At 43.8% G+C, this 20,720-nt stretch carries 16 protein-coding genes and 1 pseudogene; 10 read left to right on the forward strand and 7 right to left on the reverse strand.

The window, feature by feature from the left end:
- Positions 1 to 11 precede the first annotated feature (11 nt).
- From gldE to NBH15_RS21180, 6 genes are all read left to right on the forward strand, one after another.
- Complete coding sequence (gldE, locus tag NBH15_RS21155) at positions 12 to 1,349, forward strand: gliding motility-associated protein GldE (RefSeq protein ID WP_007653736.1); 1,338 nt, start codon at positions 12 to 14, stop codon at positions 1,347 to 1,349.
- Entirely contained in the window at positions 1,349 to 1,927 is a 579-nt protein-coding gene (gldD, locus tag NBH15_RS21160; protein ID WP_250823476.1) for a gliding motility lipoprotein GldD, read from the forward strand. Before gldE ends, gldD begins: the two co-directional genes overlap by 1 nt.
- Positions 1,927 to 2,571: a 4'-phosphopantetheinyl transferase family protein gene (locus NBH15_RS21165; RefSeq protein WP_250823477.1), complete on the forward strand. Its 645-nt coding sequence runs from the start codon at positions 1,927 to 1,929 to the stop codon at positions 2,569 to 2,571. Before gldD ends, NBH15_RS21165 begins: the two co-directional genes overlap by 1 nt.
- Before the next feature lie 249 nt (positions 2,572 to 2,820).
- Positions 2,821 to 6,321 carry a DUF748 domain-containing protein gene (locus tag NBH15_RS21170; protein WP_250823478.1) on the forward strand — a complete coding sequence of 1,167 codons (3,501 nt, stop codon included), beginning with the start codon at positions 2,821 to 2,823 and terminating at the stop codon, positions 6,319 to 6,321.
- A 30-nt stretch (positions 6,322 to 6,351) separates the two neighbouring features.
- The gene (locus tag NBH15_RS21175) at positions 6,352 to 7,434 is read left to right on the forward strand and encodes a Fic family protein (protein WP_128134093.1); all 1,083 of its coding nucleotides are present in this window, start codon (positions 6,352 to 6,354) and stop codon (positions 7,432 to 7,434) included.
- 86 nt (positions 7,435 to 7,520) lie between these two features.
- Positions 7,521 to 7,787 carry a GNAT family N-acetyltransferase gene (locus tag NBH15_RS21180; RefSeq protein WP_010800315.1) on the forward strand — a complete coding sequence of 89 codons (267 nt, stop codon included), beginning with the start codon at positions 7,521 to 7,523 and terminating at the stop codon, positions 7,785 to 7,787.
- A gap of 15 nt (positions 7,788 to 7,802) precedes the next feature.
- Here the strand turns inward: NBH15_RS21180 and NBH15_RS21185 are convergent, their stop codons facing one another.
- On the reverse strand, positions 7,803 to 8,450 hold the full coding sequence (locus NBH15_RS21185; protein WP_128134094.1) for a pentapeptide repeat-containing protein: 648 nt from the start codon (positions 8,448 to 8,450) through the stop codon (positions 7,803 to 7,805).
- 172 nt (positions 8,451 to 8,622) lie between these two features.
- Between NBH15_RS21185 and NBH15_RS21190 the strand changes: the two genes are divergently transcribed.
- The gene (locus NBH15_RS21190) at positions 8,623 to 9,012 is read left to right on the forward strand and encodes an L-rhamnose mutarotase (RefSeq protein WP_128134095.1); all 390 of its coding nucleotides are present in this window, start codon (positions 8,623 to 8,625) and stop codon (positions 9,010 to 9,012) included.
- An 86-nt stretch (positions 9,013 to 9,098) separates the two neighbouring features.
- Here NBH15_RS21190 and NBH15_RS21195 read toward each other — a convergent pair whose 3' ends face one another.
- The 4 genes from NBH15_RS21195 to NBH15_RS21210 form a co-directional block, all read right to left on the reverse strand.
- On the reverse strand, positions 9,099 to 11,471 hold the full coding sequence (locus NBH15_RS21195; protein ID WP_128134096.1) for a PDZ domain-containing protein: 2,373 nt from the start codon (positions 11,469 to 11,471) through the stop codon (positions 9,099 to 9,101).
- A 75-nt stretch (positions 11,472 to 11,546) separates the two neighbouring features.
- Positions 11,547 to 12,179 (reverse strand): murein L,D-transpeptidase catalytic domain family protein, encoded by a 633-nt coding sequence (locus NBH15_RS21200; RefSeq protein ID WP_010800313.1) that lies wholly within the window; start codon positions 12,177 to 12,179, stop codon positions 11,547 to 11,549.
- A 90-nt stretch (positions 12,180 to 12,269) separates the two neighbouring features.
- Positions 12,270 to 13,274: a L,D-transpeptidase gene (locus NBH15_RS21205; protein WP_128134097.1), complete on the reverse strand. Its 1,005-nt coding sequence runs from the start codon at positions 13,272 to 13,274 to the stop codon at positions 12,270 to 12,272.
- Between the two features lie 133 nt (positions 13,275 to 13,407).
- Positions 13,408 to 13,596 carry a ferredoxin gene (locus NBH15_RS21210; RefSeq protein WP_007653717.1) on the reverse strand — a complete coding sequence of 63 codons (189 nt, stop codon included), beginning with the start codon at positions 13,594 to 13,596 and terminating at the stop codon, positions 13,408 to 13,410.
- Positions 13,597 to 13,787: 191 nt separating this feature from the next.
- Between NBH15_RS21210 and pruA the strand changes: the two genes are divergently transcribed.
- Together pruA and NBH15_RS21220 are read left to right on the forward strand one after the other, a co-directional pair.
- Positions 13,788 to 15,419, forward strand: a complete 1,632-nt coding sequence (pruA, locus tag NBH15_RS21215; protein WP_128134098.1) for an L-glutamate gamma-semialdehyde dehydrogenase — start codon at positions 13,788 to 13,790, stop codon at positions 15,417 to 15,419.
- 98 nt (positions 15,420 to 15,517) lie between these two features.
- Positions 15,518 to 16,693, forward strand: coding sequence for a proline dehydrogenase family protein (locus NBH15_RS21220; RefSeq protein ID WP_250823479.1), 1,176 nt, complete (start codon positions 15,518 to 15,520; stop codon positions 16,691 to 16,693).
- 524 nt (positions 16,694 to 17,217) lie between these two features.
- Here NBH15_RS21220 and NBH15_RS21225 read toward each other — a convergent pair.
- Together NBH15_RS21225 and proC are read right to left on the reverse strand one after the other, a co-directional pair.
- Positions 17,218 to 18,128: pseudogene (locus tag NBH15_RS21225) on the reverse strand (HEPN domain-containing protein).
- A gap of 454 nt (positions 18,129 to 18,582) precedes the next feature.
- Entirely contained in the window at positions 18,583 to 19,386 is an 804-nt protein-coding gene (gene proC, locus NBH15_RS21230) for a pyrroline-5-carboxylate reductase (protein ID WP_128134100.1), read from the reverse strand.
- A gap of 114 nt (positions 19,387 to 19,500) precedes the next feature.
- Between proC and NBH15_RS21235 the strand changes: the two genes are divergently transcribed.
- On the forward strand, positions 19,501 to 20,715 hold the full coding sequence (locus NBH15_RS21235) for a C1 family peptidase (RefSeq protein ID WP_128134101.1): 1,215 nt from the start codon (positions 19,501 to 19,503) through the stop codon (positions 20,713 to 20,715).
- The last annotated feature ends 5 nt before the right edge of the window (positions 20,716 to 20,720 follow it).

A 20,720-nucleotide genomic window follows, 5' to 3' on the forward strand; every position in this document is an offset into this window, starting at 1 on the left:
TACGGTTCCCCTTGGACTCAGACTATTATTTATCGGGCTTATTCGATCAGGTTACTATACAGGCGCTTACAGCAGGCCCTGTTATAGCGTTAAGCCTTGCTTGTTTACTGCTGTTGGTGTCCGGCTTCGTGTCGGCATCGGAAGTGGCATTCTTTTCTCTTTCCCCGGGTGATATAAACGACATCCGGGAGGAGAATTCGCCTTCGGACCCGTTGATCCGGAAATTACTGGACCGCTCCGAATATTTACTTGCGGCTATTTTGATTGCCAATAACTTTGTGAACGTGGCCGTGGTTATGCTTTGTACCTACGGTATCAATTCTTTGATCAATTTCTCGGCTGTCCCTGTCTTGGGTTTCATTCTTGAGACAATCGTACTGACCTTTTTGCTTTTACTTTTCGGCGAGATCATGCCTAAGATTTACGCACAGAAAAATTCGCTCCGTTTCGTTCGCCGTTCCGCTTCGGTGTTGAATATGGTGGAACGCCTCTGCCGTCCGCTTTCGGTGGTATTGGTTAATTCTACTTCTATTATCAACAAGGCGCTGGTGAAGAAAAAATATGACTTGTCGGTCGATGAGTTATCCAAGGCTTTGGAGTTGACCTCTAAAGAGATTCCGGAAGAGAAAGAGATGCTGGCTGAGATCATCAAGTTCTATAATAAGACGGCCGATGAGATTATGACGCCTCGTTTGGATATGGAGGACATCGAGATAAAGACCAGTTTTCGTAATGTGATCGATTTCATTATCAAATCCGGTTATTCGCGAATCCCTATATATGCCGAATCGGAAGATAATATTAAAGGTATCCTTTATATAAAGGATTTGCTTCCTTATATAGAAAAGCCGGATACATTCCGCTGGCAGAGCTTGATTCGTCCGGCTTACTTTGTTCCCGAAACAAAGAAGATCGACGACCTGCTGGAAGAATTCCGTACCAATAAGATTCACATGGCGATTGTGGTGGATGAGTTTGGCGGTACATCCGGTATCGTGACGATGGAAGACATTCTGGAGGAAATTGTCGGCGAGATTTCGGACGAATATGATGAAGATGAAAAGCAGTTTGTCCGTCTGGCAGACGGTAGCCTGATCTTTGAAGCCAAGATTTTATTGACAGACTTCTTCCGTGTTATCAATACAGACCCGTCTGAGTTCGGCAAACTGACGGAAGATGTAGAAACGCTTGCCGGGCTTTTGTTGGAAATAAAAGGTGACTTCCCGCGCCGCAGGGAGATCATTGATTATGGCAAGTATCGTTTCCAGATTCTGGAAATGGATAACCGGAGAATCCTGAAAGTGAAATTCAACTGCATTTCAGAAATAGAGAAAGAAGGAGAGGAGTGATGAAGCAGATTCTGTCCGGCATGGTTTTCCTTTGTATCCTGTTGTGCTGTGTGTCTTGTACGGAATATACACCGAAACCGCGTGGTTATTTCCGTATCGAGCCGCCTCAGGCACGTTATCAGGTGTTGCCTCTGGACAGTTTGCCCTACTCATTCAATGTTTCTCAGTTGGCTATTGTCGAGCTGCCGGAGATTGGAAGTCCTGAAGGATGGATCAATTTGTCTTACCCTTCATTGGGTGTAAAGATTTATTGCAGTTATTTACCCGTCACCCGTTCTACTTTGCAAATAGCAGAGAATGAATCGCGTTCCCTGGTTTCCCGCCAGGCGAAGCAGGCGAAAGCGGTAAAGGAACAAGCCTATAGCAACCCGGATGAACGGGTGTATGGCTCTCTTTTCCTGTTGGATGGGGAGTCTGCTTCTCCTGTACAGTTTATGCTGACCGACAGTGCCTCGAACTTCTTTCGGGGTGCTTTATATTATGATTGTGTACCGAATGCCGATTCGTTGGCACCGGTTACAGATTATCTGAGAAAAGATATTATCGAGTTGATACAATCCTTTAGCTGGAAAAAGTAATGCCTGTCCTGTTTAAATACACAGAGCCGTTGTTGGGTGTCTGGAAGATTGAAGAAAGTTCGGAAGAATTGCTGTCGATGCTGGAACAGTCATCCGAATATCTCCCTTTCCTGCAACAGATAAAAACAGAAAAACGTCGTCAGGAATGGCTGGCGTCTCGTGTTCTCCTGAAAGAGTTGGCGGGAGAGGAGTTGCTGATCGCTTATCACGACGATGGCGCTCCTTACTTACCCGATTCATCCTTATCCCTGAGTATTTCCCATACGAATGGCTATGCGACAGTGTTATTGCAAGAGCAGGGAGCGGTTGGTATAGATATAGAATACCGTTCCGACCGGGTATTAAAGATACGTAGCCGTTTTATGTCTCCGGAAGAGAATGCGTCGGTCGGTCCGGATTATGAAACAGAACATCTGCTTGTCCACTGGTGTGCCAAGGAGGCTTTATTCAAGATGATCCGGCAACAGGATGTTGACTTTATAGAACATCTGCATGTGGAGCCGTTTACTTATACCGGTTCCGGAGAGCTTTGGGCGTTTGAAACCCGGACTCCCGAACGAAAGTCGTATGTTCTGAGCTATAAAGTATTTCCGGAGTTTGTTCTTGTTTATAGTATCCCTTCCTGCTTTGGCAATCCGGAATAGAGAGGTTGTTTTTATCCGTTCGCAACATTCTACCGATAGCTTTGTTCTAAATGATAGAGAAGTATATTTATATAAATTGTTGAGTAAATAATAAAACAGGTGTATTATATATTAGGAGAAAAGTGTATCATAATATATGATATTTTATTTTCATAATATATGCGATTCTAATATCATAATATATGATACTGTGATCCGCAATAAGGGAACACGATGTTACTATGTCAACGATATAGATAGGGAAAGGATATGGGACGGAACAAGAAGATCATAAAATACATTTTCCCGGCAATAGGATTGCTGGCGGTGCTTCTGACTGTCCTGAACCTGTATCTGAGCAACCGCCTGGAAAGATATTTGAAAGTAGAATTGAGCCGGCGTACCGCTGAGGCTACGAACGGATTCTATAATCTTTCTTTTGATGATCTTTCGATCGGTTTTGTGAAAGGGGAACTGAAGATCGAAGGCGTCAGGCTGATGCCCGATTCAACTGTGTTTCAACAGTGGAAAGCTATTGACAGCCTTCCCCGTACTTATGTGAAAGCGGAGATCGGCATGATAGATTTCAAAGGTGTAAACCTTACCTGGCGGTGGAGTTATAAGGAATTGCATTTTAATACGTTTGAGATAAAAGACCCACGGATAGAAGTTTTCGATTCTTATTATTCGGGGCGTGTGGAGAAAAAGGTCCGGCATGCCGATACCAAATCATTGTATGAAGTAATCTCTCCTTATATAAATGTGTTGAGCGTACGGACACTGAACCTGTCGAACGCCAGCGTATCCTATACCGTCGAGAATCCTGTGACACCGATCGTCTATGGGCTTGATGATGTCAGTTTCCGCGCTTACGGTTTTCTGTTGGATAAGAACTCGTCACAGAGCGGAAAGCTGCTCTATTGTGATAACTTTGAATTTGTAACGAACCAACCGCAGACGCTGCTAGCCAATAACGACTTTCTCCTTAAAACAGACAGTATAAAACTCAGTACGCAGGATTCGATTATTTATATAGAGAAGATACGATTGATTCCGCAGGATAGTTTATGGACGGAGACAAAACAACGTCCGGACAGTTATGTCGATGCACAGGTCCGGACAGTGGAAGTCAACGGAATCCGTTTTAAGCGGGAGGATGCGCTGAATTATCTGACAGCCCGTTCTTTTGAAATATCTTCGTCGGACATTCAGGTATTTAATCTGGCCGCTAATGCCCCGGCAGCGAAAAAAGCGGCAAGCAATGCTACAAAGATCGATACGGATTCTTTGGTACAGGCTTTATCTTTATATGACATAATATCGCCGGTATTGCATAGCGTTTCTATCCGGACTGTCGGAATCGATGCCGCCAAAGTCACTTATTCGCAAGCCGTAAAAGATTCAGTGGAAGTCTATAAATTGGATAACTTCAATTTCCGGGCAAACGACTTCCTGGTTGATTCGGTTTCGGAAGAGAAGCATGGTTTGTGGTATTCCCGTAGTTTCGCCTTTGAAGCAACCGGCATCAGCGGGGAGATGACGGCACGTAACCACCGTTTCGATATTGCCCGTATGGCATTGGATACGGAGTCCGGCGATTTCAATATAGAGAAAATCCGCCTGAAGCCTATAAAAGTAAATTCCCGGAAAGACTATATGTCTGGTAGCATTGACACAATCGGTATCAGGGGATTGCTTTATGATAAAGGTATCAGTGCCGACCTTTTCAAGATAGACCATCCGGTTATCTATTATTATAAATCCCCGTCTTATCCGAAGAAAAGCAAGGAAACGAAGCTGCCGGTAAATCCGAAGGCGGATGTGGAAAGCATCCTAAATCCTTTATTGCAATATCTGTCTATCAAACGGATCGACCTGAATCATGCATATCTCACATTGAATGACAGAAGCGTTCACGATCCGATAATCTATAAGCTGAAAGATTTCAATTTCTATGCCACCCGTTTTTTGGTGGACGACAGTACGAACCGGAGTGGAGGGCTGTTCTTTGCCTGTGATCATTTTGGTTTCAGTTTCAAAGACTTCGACAATTACTTGCCGGGAAAAGCCTACCGTCTGTCTGTCCGGAAAGGTAATTTCTCTACGGCAAAAGGCATATTGGGATTACAGGACGTGAAACTGCTCCCGCAAGACTCTTTATGGCAAATGGGAGCAAATTCATATCTTCGTATGGAGACTCCGATGATTTCTGCGACCGGTTTGAACCGTCTGCCTGAGAATTTGCTTCAACGTCTGGATGCTGTTTCGCTGCATGTCGAATCACCCGATATTCGCTTGATGAAAAAAGACGGAAGCCTGTTACAGGTATCACTTCAGGACTTGGGTATCGATAAAGTCGTGTGGGACAGTCTGCATTTTTCTGTCGGTTCAATAAATCTGTCTGATCCGGTTGTCAGTTATCAGGCCGGGACTTCTCCCGATCCGATAAAGACAAAAAAGAAATCTCCCACTGTCCTGTCGGATGATATTTATGAGGCAGTCGGTCGGTTTACACCTGACCTTTCACTGGGAAAACTGACAGTCTCCAATGCCGTATGGAATCGTGATACGGCAAACCTGTTTCTTGAAGGACTGCATGTCAATGTCAGGAACCGGACATTCGGGCTGAAGACTGTCCGATTCGATACCAAAGACCTGGCATTCCCGTTGGATAATGGTTTTTATACATTGAAGATAGGAAAAGTCAATCTGGATAATACCGATCTGAATCTGGAAGATATCCATTTGGTTTCCGCCTATCCGAAAATGGAATTTGCTTACCGGCAACCAAAGCATCAGGATTGGTTTGATGTCAAAGTCGGCCGGTTGGGATTGTCGGGAATCGATTTGCCGGCTTACTTCTCGGAGAAAGTGGTCCGGATAAAAAATGTAGAGGTTGACAATGCCGAACTTCAGAATTTTAAGAACCAACAGATTGCCGTGCCCCGCCGTATCGTACCGATGATCTATTCCGGTTTGCAGAAGGCACCGGTGAAAATGGCTATCGACAGTCTTCGTGTAAATAACTTTTCCGTTGTTTACGAAGAATTGTCAAAGAAAGGGATACAACCGGGTAAACTGTTTTTCACGGAAATGAACGGGAAATTCTCCGGCTTCACCAATATCGTTTCCTATCCGGACCAGTATATCCGTCTGGATGCAAACGGCAAATTAATGGGGAAAGGATATTTTACCGCCACCTGGCAGCTTCCGGTCGATTCCCTGAACGATCGTTTCCTGCTGGATGCGCATATGGAGGACTTTGATCTGACTGCATTGAACGAACTGATCACACCGCTGGCCTTAGCCAAAGTGGAGAGTGGTAAACTGGTCGATTTTACATTTAGCACTGAAGCCTCGACCAAAGGTGCCACTGTCGATATGCTATTCCTTTACAGGGATCTGAAGGCAGAGATAATGAAGGAGAAAAAAGGGGAGGTGATCGATAATAAATTCCTGTCGCGTTTGGCTAACCTGGTACTGAAACATGATAATCCCGACCATCCGGAACAGGGAACACGCAGGCCCCGTCATTCTCATTTGACGATAGAGCGTGATCCGTATCATTCTACATTTAATTATCTGTGGCAAATTCTTCGTCCGGCATTGACGGAGTCAGTCGGAGTCTCAAAGAAGGCGCAGGATGTAGCCAAAGATGTCTCCGGCTTCTTTACAAAAGTGAAGAACTTCTTCCATCCCGGAAAGAAAAAGCAACAAAAGCGGCCTGTATCCGGACAAAATGAACCGGCAGGTGAACTAATTCCCGAATAAACTTCATATATTTGTATTTATCTTATAAACATGAACGACTTCGAAGAATATATCCGGCAAGGCGAACCGCATAAACGGGAAAAAGGATATGCGTGGCAGACAGCGATAGGGCTTCAGGCTGTAGATGGTTTGAAACCTTCTGATTACTTGATAGAAACGGCTCGTAAACATATTGAAGGCGACATTACAATTGATGAAGCTAAAAAGTTTATAGAAAGTTATTATGAGTCAAAATCTGTGCGTACTGATGATGGCGATCGGACCGAAGAAGCCGATATTGTTTCTACGCGGATAACTGAAATACTATCAGAAAAGACATTTAATTTCTCTCCTGTTGAATATATCAATATTCATAAACGGTTATTTCAAAATATATATAACCACGCTGGTAAAATCAGAGACTATAATATCACAAAGAAAGAGTGGGTTCTGAAGGGAGAAACAGTTCTTTACGCCAGCGCACAAAGTATTCGGGAAACAATGGATTATGACTTTGCTCAGGAAAAGAAATTCAGTTATCAGAATCTTCCACTAGCTGAGGCTGTAAATCATATCGCCCAATTTGTTTCCGGATTATGGCAGATACATGCTTTCGGTGAAGGAAATACGCGTACAACAGCTGTATTTGCGATTAAATATTTGCGTACATTCGGACTTGATATTAACAATGAACCTTTTGCCCGTCACTCCTGGTATTTCCGCAATGCGTTAGTCAGAGCTAACTATAATAATCTTCATCAAGGGGTTTTCTCGACAACGGAATATCTAGAACGCTTCTTCCGTAATTTGCTTTTAGGTGAAAATAATGAATTGAAAAATCGTTCGATGCTAATCGGAGAACAATTAGGTCGTGAAGTTCAAAGTGCAACAGGTTCTGATAAGGATACTCCAAAGTGCAAAAATGACACTTTGGATTGCACTTTAGAAGAAATAGCGGTATTAAAATATATCATACAGAATCCTCGTGTAACTCAAAAGGAAATAGCTACACATATAGGTAAATCAGAAAGAACAGTGAAGACTATTACTGTTAATCTGAGTTTACGGGGAATCATTGAACGCAAAAATGGTCGTAGAAACGGATTTTGGGAAATAAAAAGGGGAGAATATTGACTTACTTGTAGCAAATTGGTGAACTAATTCCCGAATAAACTGTTTTATCTATAACAGGGTGTTGTTTTGTAGATAAAAAATAAATTATGGAATATGATATTGTTCACCATCCGGAGAAATATCGCTTTGAAATAAAGCAGGATGGTTTAACTGCCTTTGTGCAGTACAGGCTTGTCGGTAATAATCTGGATATTATTCACACAATAGTTCCGGTACCTCTGGAAGGTCAGGGAATAGCCGCTTCACTGGTGAAAGCGACTTTTGACTACGCGATAGAAAATCAATTGAAACCCCGGGCTACCTGTTCTTATGCAGTTGCCTGGTTAAAAAGACATCAGGAATATGCAAAATAACGAATTTGAAGAAGATTATCCTTTAATTGTAACACCCAGCAGATGGGCTAATTCCAATGCTTGTAAAGAGGTGACTGTTGCTCCGCGTAATTCACAGCCGATGATGGGACTTATCCGGATGCCGGATATGTCGCAGCTACTGAAGTCGACGCCTTTTAAGGAAGTACGGTAAAATTCAGCTTCCTTGAGATCACTTTCATGGAAGTTCACGCTGGCATACTGGCCGTTCTCAAAGGAACTGTTTCGCAGGTCACATCGGTCGAAACTGACATATTTCAGTTTGCTCATGCTCAGATTGAGGTATTCTGCCTTGCAGTTGCTGAAAACAATATGGTTTAGCGCTGATTCGGAAAAGTTTGTCCCGATCAGTTTGCATTCGATAAATTCGATACGGTGAAAACCGGAACCGGAGAAATTCATATTAGACAGGTCGCAGTTCTTGAAGATGATATCACTGAACTGCGATTTTTTTATGCCGCAACCGATCAGTATGCTGTTTGTGAACAGGCAGTCCTGCATACTCATATTTTCCGTTTTAATTTCGAATACCCTTTGATTCCTGAAAGAATATTCCGCCAGGTCTTCTCCCGGCAGCAGGAGTGTTTCATCGAGTGTACAGTCTTCTTTTAATACTTTAGTTATCCGGGGTGCAGTGATCTTCATCTTTTATATTATTTTTGAGCGGGTAAAGATAACGATTTAGATCCGTATTTCATGAAACCGGTGTCGATATCGTTTTATCCCTTGCAGAAATATTCTTATTCCGGTTGCATAATAATCGTTACATTTGTAATATAATCGTTCCTGTTGAACGAATTAAAAAATAATATGGTTTATGGAAGATAAAAAGAACGGATACAAAAGCAAACATTATGATTTCCCGACTAAACGTTATTGTCAGACGCTGGACCTGAAAGATGATCCGGAGTTAATCAAAGAATACAAGAAAAGACATGGGCAGGAATGTTACTGGCCCGAAATAGGCGAGGGGATTAAAAGTGTCGGAATCCTGGAGATGGAAATTTATCTGTGCGGGAACCGTTTGTTCATGATTGTGGAAACACCGCTCGATTTTGATTGGGATACGGCATTCAACCGTCTCGCCGGTTTACCCCGTCAGGCTGAATGGGAAGAATATATGTCTGTTTTTCAACAGGCTGACCCGGGTGCCAGTTCTGCAGAGAAATGGCAGTTGATGGAACGTATCTTTCATGTGTATGAATAGCTTATAATTTGTTTTTATACATGACGGAAGTCTGTCCTGTATATCTTTTGAAAAGGTGATATCAGGTAAAGACTTCCGTATTCTCTTTAGTCCAGCAATTTGCCGGGAATAGCGACTTTGTTTTCCTTCTGTGTACGGAAGATGATAAATTCGATCTCTTTTGATTTGTTAACCTTCTGAAGCGCATCCTGCATCTCTTTGAGGTTGTTGACGGGGATTGTTCCGACTTTGAGGATCACATCGTTGGGACGGATATAATCACGTAGTTTGCCTCCCAGTGCATTGACCGAAACGACGTATACGCCCCGTTCCGAATCCATACCTGTTGCCGAACGTTCACCGAGTGTTTGCAGGCTTTTGATTGTCGCGCCACTCCAGCTGATGACATCGCTGTCGGTATGACCGGAGATGATAACCGGTGTCGGCATTTCGGGAGTGTGTGCAATCGCTTTCAGACGGGGAGAGACGACGCCGAACTGGTCCATCACGAAATTACGGAAACCACCTTTGGTGATCGCTTCGGAATCATCGGCAACCGTGAAATCACCTTCCGACGGGTTTTTGAACTGCACGGAAGTAACGATCGAATGTTCATCCGTATGGTTCTTCCGGGCGGCAGCACGCGAAAGGCTGTCGGTAAAGATATTATAGTCGACCATCAATCCCCATTCCCGTACGCCGATCGGTTTGTATTCCGTCATAACGATGTTGCGTGTAAAGACATCGCCGCTGTTGATGAACCAGACATGCGGATGGAAAGAGTTGTTGACCATGATATTATTTTCGACTACCCGGTAGAAGCCTTCCCGTAATTTGATTCCCCCGTTCAGGCACAGGTTATTATAAATATGGTAGTTGCTGGAGCCGTCATCCAGGTCGATATCCCAGCCACGGTCGCAACGGAAACGGTTGTTTCTCATGACGGTAGTCTGGGTTGCGTCGGCCAGTATCAGGGCCGGATCTTTTGCCGCGATAGATTCCATTGTTTTATAGTTCGGGTGCCAGTAACGATCACGCCCCCAGGAGTTGAAAGAGCCGTGGTCGCCTGTTTCCTTGACCGTATCGAAAATATCGTTGAATTCCAGGATATGACCGCCCCAGGTTCCTTCGCTGATATTGATTCCTGCACGTGGAGTATCGTAAATACTGTTGTGACTGACGGTAATAGATTGGCACATGGAAAGTTCCACTCCGGTAATCTGCTTTTCATACAGGCCGATTGAATGGATCAGGTTGTCATATACCAGGCATTGGGCCGGATAATTGTTGTTTTTAGGACCTTTTGCATGATCCAGTTGTTCATACGGGACAAATTCGCCGTATTCGAAACTTGGTGAGCGGACTGCCTCCGGATCGCCGACAAAGCAGATGGCACTGGCCCCGATCCGGGTAAGGTGTGAGCCGGATACTTCTGAATGGCGGTTGTATTTGGAAAAGAATATGGCATTTCCTCCCAGATTGTGCAGGTAGCAGTTACGCAGGGCACAATGCTCTGTCCCTTCGAAGAAGACTGCGGCTCCCCGGTAAACCGTCCAGTCCGAGCGGAGCAGTTGTTCGTACGGTTCCATAAAAGTCCGCAAAGTTTGTGTCAGTTCCAGTCCTTCCAGTGTGATGTTTTTTACCGGATTGGCTTCTGTCCCCCTGAATTCGATCAGGTGTTTGAGTTGAGGCGATTCGAAAAGTACTTCGGATACTTTTTCACCTTCAAACGGATAGTAATAGACCGTTTGTTCATCGGCATTATAGAACCATTCGCCGGGTGCATCCAGTTCTTCAAATATATTCTCCACCATCCGGTTATCCGGATGAAGGCCCGACTGACGGTTGTTTTGCCAGCCGCCTTCCATTGACAATTCCCCTTTTTTGTTTTTTCCGGTGATGCGGTAATGGAAGTCACCCCAGTCATGTTTATGCATGGCATGCAGGTATCCTCCTGCCGGATTTTTCCATTTCTTTACCCGTTCGGGAGCGGTAGCCAGGGCAGAGGTACCATTGAAACGGACAGCTTTTTCGTCGAAGTCCGGGTAACGGGCCATATGTCTGATCTGGCCGTCAGCGATTAGCATGTCCATAATAGGGGAGCCGTTTACTCTGGCTTTCATGATTCCTTTTTTATAGGATTCCCATTGTAGTGCCAGAGGGATACCTCCCGAAAGAATCACTTTTTCTCCCGGATAGGCTTTTACGGAAAGTTGCCGGGTGTCGTTACCGTCCCGGGAGGTGAAAACCAGCGGTTCGTTAAGGAGATATTTCCCTTCCCGTAGGTAAATGACTACGTCTCCTTTCTCTGTCCGTGCTTTTTCCAAAGCCGCAGGAATACGGTTTAGCGGATTTTGTATACTTCCGTCACCCGTGTCTTTGCCTGTCGCGGAAACATAGAATTCTGATTGTGCCGATATCGGTAATGTTATAAAGGCCAGCAGTATTACCGACAATGCATTCAGTACTTTACTCATCATTGTTACTTATTAGATTTAAATTATTATGTAAGTGTGTTCTATCTCATTTCTTTATCCGTTTGCAAGATATGGTTTTTACATAGAAGCAACCTGCCGTTTGGATAGGATGGGGCTGTAAGCCAGATAATTCTTATTGTTGGCATAAATAAAAAGCAGGGAACCTCCTTTTATGGTGTTGATAATAGGCTTGCTTACAGCTTGTGGCAGGGCCGGACAACCGAAACTGCGTCCCAGGCGGCCGGATGAAGCAATTACGGATGGATTGGAGTAAGCAGCTCCGTGGATAACGATGGCCCGTTCTTTGGCGCGGTCGTTGATCCCTTTTTCCAATCCGTTCAGTACAAGTGAGTAACCGTTTTTTCCCTGATAGGTGTTTTCTGTCAGGAAGAACCCCAGTGAACTTTTAAGGGAACCGTTCTCGTTGGAAAAGGAGGTGGCATAATTCCCTCCGCTATTCTTTCCGTGTGATACCAGCGAAGAGAATAATAATTTTTTATGCCTCATGTCGAATACATAAAAACGCTCTTCGGTCGAGGGCTTGCTGAAATCGACCAGTGTAAGGATCTCTTTCGTTTTATCTTCGATTTTATGGTATCCGGTGATTGCCTGTTCGAATGCCTCAAAGTTAACTACTCCTTCCAGTTGCATCTCCTGGTACAACTGCCGGCAGCTTGAAACTTCATGGATGACCGGTTCCGTACTTCTCATTTTAGAGAAGTTTACCGGGATAAATAATAGGAACAGATAGATGAAAACTTTGTGCATGTCTGTGTGAATCAGACTGCAAAGTTAGAATTTTTAATCGAAAACAAAAACAAGAGTCTCATAAACCGGTGCCCAGTCGTAGATGAATTTAGCATGTGAAGTGGCATTTCTGACACACATATGGGAGCGGGGAGTGGTTCCCAACGTCGAACTGTATTCGATCAGTGACTTGCGCGGAGCATTGACGGGAACTCCGTGGATATACCCCCCGTTTGTGAAGCGGCTGGCATACGGAGCAAAACCTCCTGTCTCCGTGGTACCGTCCACCAGATAGATCATGCGGGGCTTCTTTTCCTGGATAATATATACTCCGGGAGGCGTTTCCTGGGCATAGGGTGGCCTGTGCAGTCCGGTTGTAGCCGGGTTCATGCTTCTAACCAGCCATTTGTCGCCTTCCTGTTCCAGTGTCGCGATATTCTGATTCCGGGTATCTACAAAGACTGCTTTTTTGAAGACGATCGTATCAGAAATCGTCTGGATATATTTTTTAGGGATCATCCACTCTTTTCCGGTATGCACGGAGGCAACCCGAGTGAAATTCGTATAGTCTTCCAGGTGTTTTACCAGGGCACCGTCCCTGCCGTAGAGTTCAGGCACCGCAGTGTCTGTTGTCAGGTAGAGCGGTATTCCCTGGAAGCGTTCGACGCCCAAAGAGTCGGCTATACGGCGGTATGAATCTCTGTGATAATTTTTTACCAATGGCGCTTCTCCGTTTTTATTCCTGTAATTCTGGAGGATCGACCAGGTGGCCGGTTCTTTCTGGATGGATTCGAGCCAGGCAAGGCGCTCCTTTATCTTTTCCCACTGGAACTCCCGTGTCGTATCTTTATACGGATAGGTGTCTTCCAGAGTATGCTGGTCGTAAAGCAATTCCTTTTCAATGATTATTTCTTTGGGGACAGTATCTATTATTTCCGCTACTTCTACAGTCGCAGAGTCTGGTGCAGGTTGTCCGTCAGCAGCTGTCTTATCCGTTTTGCCGGTACAGAAACTCAGCAGAATAAGGCAAAATACCGGAAGTATAGTAGTTTTCTTCATCCCAATTATCTTTTTTGTGAATATACGTTTTTTTATTGGAACAACCACAAATCCTGACAGGAAAAAGAGGTTATCCCAAACCGGAATAACCTCTCCACTTTTTACTCTGTAAAACGTGAGTGGTCCTCCTCACTTAATCATATTTAATAACGCTGACCGGACAGCTTTCGGCTGCTTCTTTGATCTCCTCCTCGTAGTCGTTGAAGTCTACTCCCTCGTTTACGCGGGAACGATCCGTCACATGAAAAACCTCCGGGCAGATGCCTTCGCAAGTACCGCAAGCGATACAGTCTTCTTCTATCCAAACACTTTTAATAGCCATAGTTTCTATACCTTTAAGATGATTATATTTTAATAACAACTATGGATGGGGAAATGTTGATACATACCATATACCAAAGCGTTTCTAATTAAAACTAATTTAACTCTTTACTCACTTTGTTTTAAAATTATTTTACTACGTTTACAGCATAGAAAAAATCATTGATTAACTATTTATAAACTAAAAACAACATGGATAACGCTATTTTTAGATTTCCTAAGCCTATTAATGAGCCGGTAAAATCGTATGCACCCGGATCGAGTGAAAAAGCAGCTTTGAAAAAAACGTTAGCTGAACTCTCAAATGAAGAATGGGATATTCCTTTGATCATTGGCGGAAAAGAAGTCCGTACGGGTAATACCGGTAAAGTTGTTATGCCGCATGACCATCATCATGTGCTGGCAACTTACCATAAGGCCGGCGAGAAAGAGGTGCAGATGGCTATCGATGCCGCTATGAAAGCGCATAAAGAATGGTCTGAACTACCTTGGGTTGAACGTGCTTCCGTTATGTTAAGGGTGGCTGAACTCTTTGCTACAAAATATCGTTATCTGTTAAATGCCTCGGTGATGCTGGGACAGAGCAAGAACCCGTTCCAGGCGGAAATCGATGCTCCCTGCGAACTGATCGACTTCCTGCGTTTCAGCACATTCTATGCCAGCCAGGTATATGCCGACCAGCCTTATTCGGAAACGGGGATCCTGAACCGTATGGAATACCGTGCCTTGGAAGGTTTCGTGTTCTCGTTGACACCGTTTAATTTTACTTCTATCGCCAGCAATCTGAATATGGGGCCGGCTATGATGGGTAATGTGGCTGTCTGGAAACCGTCTACTACGGCTATCCATTCAAACTATCTGCTGATGAAGGTATTCCAGGAAGCCGGACTTCCGGATGGTGTTGTCAACTTTATCCCGGGACAGGGGAGCGTGATCGGTAAGGTGATAACTGCTAGCCGCGATCTGGCAGGTTTCCATTTCACAGGTTCTACTGCGACATTCAATACGCTATGGCGCCAGATGGGCGAGAATCTCGGCCATTATAAATCTTATCCGAAGATCGTCGGTGAAACGGGCGGTAAGAATTTTATCTTTGCTCATCCGTCTGCTCCGGCATTGGACGTGGCGACTGCTATCGTTCGCGGTGCGTTCGAATATCAGGGTCAGAAGTGTTCTGCCGGTTCACGTGCCTATATCCCGGCTTCTTTGTGGAAAGATGTGAAAGAGATGGTAGGCGATATGCTGAAAGAGATCAAGATGGGTGATGTGCAGGATTTCACGAACTTCATCAATGCGGTGATCGATGAGGCTTCATTCGATAATATCATGAGTTATATCAACTATGCGAAACAATCTCCGGATGCTGAGATCGTCTTTGGCGGTAATGGCGACAAATCAGTAGGTTATTTTGTTGAACCGACTGTTATCCAGACAACAGATCCGATGTTCAAGAGCATGGTGGAAGAAATATTCGGTCCGGTGATTACTATTTATGTATATGACGATAATAAATATGAGGAAACATTGGAGTTGTGCGACCGTACTTCTCCTTATGCCCTGACCGGTTCGATCTTTGCACGTGACCGTTATGCTATCGACGTGGCATTCAATAAACTGCGCTATGCTGCCGGTAACTTCTATATCAATGATAAGCCGACCGGTGCCGTTATTGCACAGCAGCCGTTCGGTGGCTCGAGAGCTTCCGGTACGAATGACAAGGCCGGTGGCCCGTTGAACCTGATCCGCTGGACGAATCCTCGTTGTATTAAGGAGGCTTTGGTTCCGCCTACTTCTTACGGTTATCCGTTCTTAGGAGAAAAATAACATATCAGTTGACGGTTGACAAGTGACGGTTGACAGGTAATATGCTTCGAAATTGTCTACTGTCAACTGTCATCTGTCAACTTTAAAACTCAGATACTATGTTAGACTTTAATAATACCGAGATTGCATTTTCATCCAAATCGCAGTCTGAATTGAGAAACGCTTACTTACTCTTCAATACAATAAAATATCCGTGGCTGGTAAAATGTGCCAGTTTTGGAAGTAATATCGCCTTAAAAATTCATTTCCCTTTAGCATGGGCTGTAAAGCCAACTTTATATAAACAGTTTGTCGGTGGTGAGACATTACAGGATTGTACCAAAGCGATCGACCATCTCCGGCAGTTTAATGTGCGTTCTACCCTTGACTTTTCTGCCGAAGGCGAGCAGACTCCTGAAGGTATACGGACTACATTTGAAGAAACACTACGTTCAATCGATTTTGCCAAAGGAAATGATAACCTGGCTTATGCCGTATTCAAACCTTCTACTATAACGACCGATGAACTTCTTGCCAAGGCTTCTGAAAAACGGGGCGAACTGACCATCGAAGAAGTAAAAGCCTTCCGTGAATTTAAAGAACGCTTTATGGCTTTCTGCCAGCGTGCTTATGAGAACGATGTCCGTCTGATTGTCGATGCGGAAGATTACTGTTTCCAGGATGCGCTGGATGAACTGACCGACGAGGCGATGCGGAAATACAATAAGAAACGTGCGATCGTATTTGCTACCTTACAGATGTATCGTCATGACCGTATGCCTTACCTGCGCCGTATTCTGGATGATGCCAAAGAAAAAGGATATATTGCCGGTGTCAAGTTCGTGCGTGGCGCTTATATGGAGGCCGAACGTGCGCGTGCTGCGGCTTTGGGTTATCCCGACCCGATCTGCAAGGATAAGAAGGCGACCGATGAGAATTTCGATGCGGCTGTTCGTTTTACCATGGACCATCTGGATCATTTCGAGATGTTTATGGGAACGCATAACGAGGAAAGTAATTATAAACTGGCTAAGCTGATAGATGAGAAGGGCCTCAAACGGGATGATTCCCGTATCTTTTTTGCCCAGTTGCTGGGGATGAGCGATAATATCTCGTTTAACCTGGCTCATGAAGGATTTAATGTAACCAAGTATGTGCCTTATGCTCCGGTAAGAGACGTATTGCCTTACCTGATCCGGCGTGCTGAAGAAAATACTTCGGTCGCAGGGCAGACCAGCCGTGAACTGAAGATGTTGCAATCTGAATTGAACCGGCGTAAGAAGGTGAATCGATAAACACTCACAGAATGTTTTCGGTATTTTGTTTGCCATTTGCAATATGCCGTGCAATGTATTGTTAAACAGTTATATATACTATTGCAAATGCTTTTTCTGTTTGCAATGTTATTTGTCATTTGCCATAATCAACCGTAAGAGGAATGATGGCAAATGGCAAATAGTATGGCAAATAGAATAGTTCTTTGCCATGTCTTATTGTGTTTATTGACAGTATGTTATAGAAGTATATTGCAAATGGCAAATAAATACTGAAAACATTGTGTATAAAAGATGTTTTATCATGTATCACTTCTGAAACTATTGCTCCCTTCCAGTCTAAGTAAATCAAACCCTATAATAAACTAATTGTTAACTCCTTACTTAGTATAACTACCCTGTACAGGATAATCGATTAGCCTGTACACCCTGGTGGATTATCCTGTACACCTTGGCTGGCTATCCTGTACACCTTGCCAATAAGAAGTCCTTACATTTCAATTAGTTAGTAGGGAGGAATGAATTAGTTTCCCGGCTTCTGCCGGTTAGTTTGTCGTTCTGGCACGACTTGCATATTCCTTTATTCTATTTTCGCAAACATCTTTGGTGATCGCTGCTAAATGCTCTACACGTGGAATTAAGGCTTCTATATCTTCCTTCGTTGTAGCATAATATTTATTGTATCGTGCTTCTATGTAGGCTTTAAGCAACAAATTGAACAATCGTATTTCTTCTTCGGTATCGCGGGGGAATACTTTGGGTATTTCCAAAGAATGTGTTTGGCAGCTTTAATTAACTCTTCCAAATCATGTATTTTATAGGTATGCATTGTAAATGTCAGAATAATAGCACGGTATAAGTTCTCGCAAGCCTGATGCAGATGAAACGCGGCCATATTGAATTCACTTTCACTTAAATAAAAACAAGCCCCTTTCATAAAACTTGTCGCTAATTTAAATTTAGTAGTATAATATTCCTGTCCCAACTCTCCAATCTCGGAAAAATTAAGCTTGCGGCGACGGGCTAATTTGCAATTACCACTATCGTATAGCAGGATACCTTCTTTCTTTATGTCTGTATAAAAGTAGCGGCTTTTTGTTATTTCTTTGTTAAAGTCTTTGATCGTTTCATCGATAAAATGAATGTGAGTCGTAAATGCAAATCTTCCCATCCCTTTATATTTGTAATAACGATCTTCCACTTTTTCCAACTGACGGCTTATTCCGTTACTATTGCAATCATTCCGGGTGATGACCAGTATATCGAAATCACTCATGAAATAAGTCGGTATTCCAAACTCGATCCGTTGATCATACTCTACGTAGTTGCCACGAGCATAACTACCGTAAAGAATGATCATTTCACATTGATCGCCAAGAACTTCGACTACATATCGGGCGATCAGACGTAAATCGGTCTGTTTCTCTTTAGGTAAATGGGATAAGGACTTTTTCATTCGGATTTGCATTTATCATAGCGTACAAAAGTATGGAAAAAAGGAATAAAACCCGTACATTTGCTGCAAAATATATAAAGCTTTTACTCGCTACGTTGTAGCATGCCTTTTTCTTACATTAACAAGTCTCCTTGCGAATGACATAACATCCGAAATTAGAAAGTTTTGAGTCTATCTGTCCATAGGCTATCTGCTATCAATAAGGCAAGCCTAGTTACAGGTTTATTTGCCGTCTGCTTCAGCTGACGGTTTGCAAGCAGTTTTTCTCTTTTGGCTTTAGCCACATTTCCCTTTAATAGAGAGAGATTTAAAAATGGGACTAAAGTCCAAAGAGATAGACCTTCTACTGATCCGTCAGCTGAAGCAGACGGCAAATAAACCTGTAATAGCCAAGTCACTTTGATATGGGATAGTTCAAATCTGCCAAATTCTGAATCAATTTATAATTCTCTTTTTATTTACTGGCTTTCAATCCCCTGATGACGGAAGAGGTGAAACCGGACAGTTCCATTTCATTCAACCCCTTGATGGTAATACCGCCGGGAGTGGTAACCTTGTCGATCTCCATTTCCGGATTGCTCTTGTTTTCCAATAACAGGTCGGTAGCCCCCTTTACGGTATGGACAACGATCTCCTGTGCCTGCTTCGGATAGAAACCCAATTCGACACCGCCTTCAATAGCTGCGCGGATATAACGGAGGGCGAAAGCGATACCGCTGGATGCCAGAGCCGTTCCCGCGCTCATCAGCCGTTCTTCCACCAGCATGGCATTTCCCAGTTCGTTGAATATGCTTATGATTAGGTCGCATTGCTCTTTGGAGGCATTATGGGCAGAGACGAAAGTCATACTGCTCAACACTTCGATCGCTGTATTGGGCATGATGCGGAAAAGTGCTGGGGTGACCCAGTCCTCGTAACTGGTTTTCTTGGTCAGATAAGTATTCAGAGTCTCGAAAGTGATTCCGGCGGCTACTGAAACGATGATCTGTTTGTCGGAATCGAGTACACCCTTTATCTGGTCGACGATTTCTTCCACCCGCCAGGGTTTTACAGCAATGACAATGATGTCGGCTCCCTTGACTGCTTCGACGTTGTCGAACGATACGACAAAATCAGGGTTGGCCGCTTTTATTTTATCCAGTGTAGCTTGCGACTGTGCTGTACAGGTTATGTCAGATGCTTTGAACATACGTCCTTTTGCCAGTCCGCGGGCAATGGCGCCACCGATATTTCCGGCTCCGATAATAGTTATTTTCATGTCTCCGTTAATTTATAAATGTAAAATCATGAGTTGCAAAAGTATGGAAAAAAGGAATAAAACTCGTACATTTGTCACAAAATGTATAATTGCTAATAAAATCGAAAACAAAAGATGAAGAAACTTATTGTTGCCAGTCTGATACTGGCTTGTGCGTTCTCTGCAACAAATGTCGGAGCACAAGAAAAAGAGGGAGAAAAAGAAGAAGGTTTCATTTTTACAACAGTAAAGGAAAACCCGATTACATCCATTAAGAATCAGAACCGGGCAGGTACTTGCTGGTGCTACTCTACCATGGCTTTCCTGGAATCTGAATTGCTTCGTATGGGAAAGGGAGAATATGATCTTTCGGAGATGTTTACCGTTTACCACACTTATCAGGATCGTGCCGATATGGCTGTCCGTACTCATGGCGATGCTTCGTTCTCGCAGGGTGGGTCTTTCTATGATGTGATTTACGGAATGGAAGCTTTCGGTTTGGTGCCGGAAGAAGAAATGCGCCCCGGGGTGATGTATAGCGATACATTGAGTAACCACGGAGAGTTGTCTGCCCTCACAGATGCTATGGTGGGTGCCATGGCCGGTGGTAAAGTAAAAAAATTCCAGTATGACGAGGATTATAACCTGTTGTGGAAAAAGGCTGTAGCTGCCGTACATGAAGTCTATCTAGGAAAAGTTCCGGAAAAGTTTACTTATAAAGGAAAAGAATACACTCCGAAGTCATTTTATGAATCTACAGGATTAAAACCGTCGGATTATGTATCGTTGACTTCTTATACGCATCATCCGTTCTATACGCAGTTCTCGCTGGAAATCCAGGATAACTGGCGTCACGCATTGTCTTACAACCTGCCGATCGATGAGTTCATGGAAGTGTTCGACAATGCGATCAATACAGGTTATACGATTGCCTGGGGATCCGACGTAAGTGAGTCCGGCTTTACCCGCGACGGTGTAGCTGTTATGCCTGACAACGAAAAGGTACAGGAACTGAGCGGATCTGACATGGCTCATTGGTTGAAGATGAAACCGGAAGAAAAGAAATTGAATACGAAACCGCAACCGCAGAAATGGTGTACACAGGCAGAACGCCAGTTGGCTTATGATAACTGGGAAACTACTGACGACCACGGTATGCAGATTTATGGTATTGCCAAAGATCAGGAAGGAAACGAATATTATATGGTGAAAAACTCTTGGGGTACAGCCAACAAATATAACGGTATTTGGTATGCATCAAAAGCATTCGTACGTTACAAAACAATGAACATTGTCGTACACAAAGATGCACTTCCGAAAGCAATTAAGACGAAGTTAGGAATTAAGTAAAATAA

This window comes from Parabacteroides caeci, from assembly GCF_023656795.1.
In the GTDB taxonomy this organism is placed as follows: Bacteria; Bacteroidota; Bacteroidia; order Bacteroidales; family Tannerellaceae; genus Parabacteroides; species Parabacteroides segnis.

Bases quoted from the DNA above. Each gene is read 5' to 3' on its own strand.
- gldD (WP_250823476.1), top strand. From the start codon at position 1,349: ATGAAGCAGATTCTGTCCGGCATGGTTTTCCTTTGTATCCTGTTGTGC.
- NBH15_RS21165 (WP_250823477.1), top strand. From the start codon at position 1,927: ATGCCTGTCCTGTTTAAATACACAGAGCCGTTGTTGGGTGTCTGGAAG.
- NBH15_RS21170 (WP_250823478.1), top strand. From the start codon at position 2,821: ATGGGACGGAACAAGAAGATCATAAAATACATTTTCCCGGCAATAGGA.
- NBH15_RS21175 (WP_128134093.1), top strand. From the start codon at position 6,352: ATGAACGACTTCGAAGAATATATCCGGCAAGGCGAACCGCATAAACGG.
- NBH15_RS21180 (WP_010800315.1), top strand. From the start codon at position 7,521: ATGGAATATGATATTGTTCACCATCCGGAGAAATATCGCTTTGAAATA.
- NBH15_RS21185 (WP_128134094.1), bottom strand. From the start codon at position 8,450: ATGAAGATCACTGCACCCCGGATAACTAAAGTATTAAAAGAAGACTGT.
- NBH15_RS21190 (WP_128134095.1), top strand. From the start codon at position 8,623: ATGGAAGATAAAAAGAACGGATACAAAAGCAAACATTATGATTTCCCG.
- NBH15_RS21195 (WP_128134096.1), bottom strand. From the start codon at position 11,471: ATGATGAGTAAAGTACTGAATGCATTGTCGGTAATACTGCTGGCCTTT.
- NBH15_RS21200 (WP_010800313.1), bottom strand. From the start codon at position 12,179: ATGAGAAGTACGGAACCGGTCATCCATGAAGTTTCAAGCTGCCGGCAG.
- NBH15_RS21205 (WP_128134097.1), bottom strand. From the start codon at position 13,274: ATGAAGAAAACTACTATACTTCCGGTATTTTGCCTTATTCTGCTGAGT.
- NBH15_RS21210 (WP_007653717.1), bottom strand. From the start codon at position 13,596: ATGGCTATTAAAAGTGTTTGGATAGAAGAAGACTGTATCGCTTGCGGT.
- pruA (WP_128134098.1), top strand. From the start codon at position 13,788: ATGGATAACGCTATTTTTAGATTTCCTAAGCCTATTAATGAGCCGGTA.
- NBH15_RS21220 (WP_250823479.1), top strand. From the start codon at position 15,518: ATGTTAGACTTTAATAATACCGAGATTGCATTTTCATCCAAATCGCAG.
- proC (WP_128134100.1), bottom strand. From the start codon at position 19,386: ATGAAAATAACTATTATCGGAGCCGGAAATATCGGTGGCGCCATTGCC.
- NBH15_RS21235 (WP_128134101.1), top strand. From the start codon at position 19,501: ATGAAGAAACTTATTGTTGCCAGTCTGATACTGGCTTGTGCGTTCTCT.